Here is a 1,069-nt window from a genome sequence, read left to right as displayed (position 1 = left end):
CCAATTTTCCTGGTACTGCACAATTGTTTAATTTTGCGCTTCAATACTAGGCATTGTTTCCCTGAGAAAAGCTCCAGAAACACTTAAATACATTAAGATAGAAAGATCTTCAGAACTAGCCTCAATGGATACAGAAACAAAGCCATCAAGAGTAGATAACCTTTGTAGGTCATTATCAGTCTTTTTAATATAAGCACCTAAATTATCAAACTGTTTTGCACTAGCACGCTCAAACAACTCCAAAATTCGTGGCACAACTTGCACACTGCTCATTGATATTCCCTCAAGACTCTCTGATCACTTCATTATTCCCCAGTACCGTTACTATACAAAGTATAGACAGCAAACTAAATACTCCACCGAACATCTAGTAGCATAAAGGAGGCACTACCAAGTATAAAGGCAACAAGGTAGAATGCACTTTCTTCCAAACAAACTAACAAACTTACTTCAGCAGCTCACCGCTAATATATCCACCTTATGATACAAAATAGCTCTTCCCTACCCTCTTCTGTTGATCCAAGCCAAACACGCGTAATCGTTGGCATGTCAGGCGGTGTTGACTCTTCCGTTTCAGCACTACTCCTAAAACAGCAAGGCTTTCTTGTCGAAGGCCTGTTTATGAAAAACTGGGACGAGGACGACGGCACAGAATACTGTACCGCAATCGAAGACCTGAATGATGCCCAAGCTGTATGTGACAAGCTAGGTATTAAGCTTCATACCGCTAACTTTGCCGCTGAATATTGGGACAGAGTCTTCGAGCACTTTTTGGTTGAGTATCGCTCTGGGCGAACTCCCAACCCTGACATCCTGTGTAACAAGGAAATCAAATTCAAAGCCTTTCTCGATTATGCGAGTACCTTAGGGGCAGATTACATTGCGACAGGCCATTACGTGAGACGCGCTGACGATAATGGGCAAACCTTGCTATTAAAGGGGCTCGATAACAACAAAGATCAAAGCTACTTTCTACATGCTGTCAACCAAAGCAAATTAGCGAAAACCCTGTTTCCGGTTGGTGAATTGGAAAAGCCAGCTGTAAGAAAGCTTGCCGAAGAACATGATT

The 1,069-nt window shown here is 42.2% G+C and carries 2 protein-coding genes; one reads left to right on the top strand and one right to left on the bottom strand.

Annotated elements, in window-relative coordinates; genetic code table 11:
- Positions 1–27 precede the first annotated feature (27 nt).
- On the bottom strand, positions 28–273 hold the full coding sequence (locus A3735_RS05030; protein ID WP_068511616.1) for a hypothetical protein: 246 nt from the start codon (positions 271–273) through the stop codon (positions 28–30).
- A 207-nt stretch (positions 274–480) separates the two neighbouring features.
- On the opposite strand from A3735_RS05030, the gene mnmA reads away from it, so the two are divergent.
- Positions 481–1,069 (top strand): tRNA 2-thiouridine(34) synthase MnmA (mnmA, locus tag A3735_RS05025; protein ID WP_068637678.1); only part of this gene is annotated, 589 nt, incomplete at its 3' end.

The sequence above is a fragment of the Oleiphilus sp. HI0061 genome (assembly GCF_001635675.1).
Note: the sequence above shows the minus strand (reverse complement) of the source record. Positions and strands in the feature narration are given on the sequence as shown.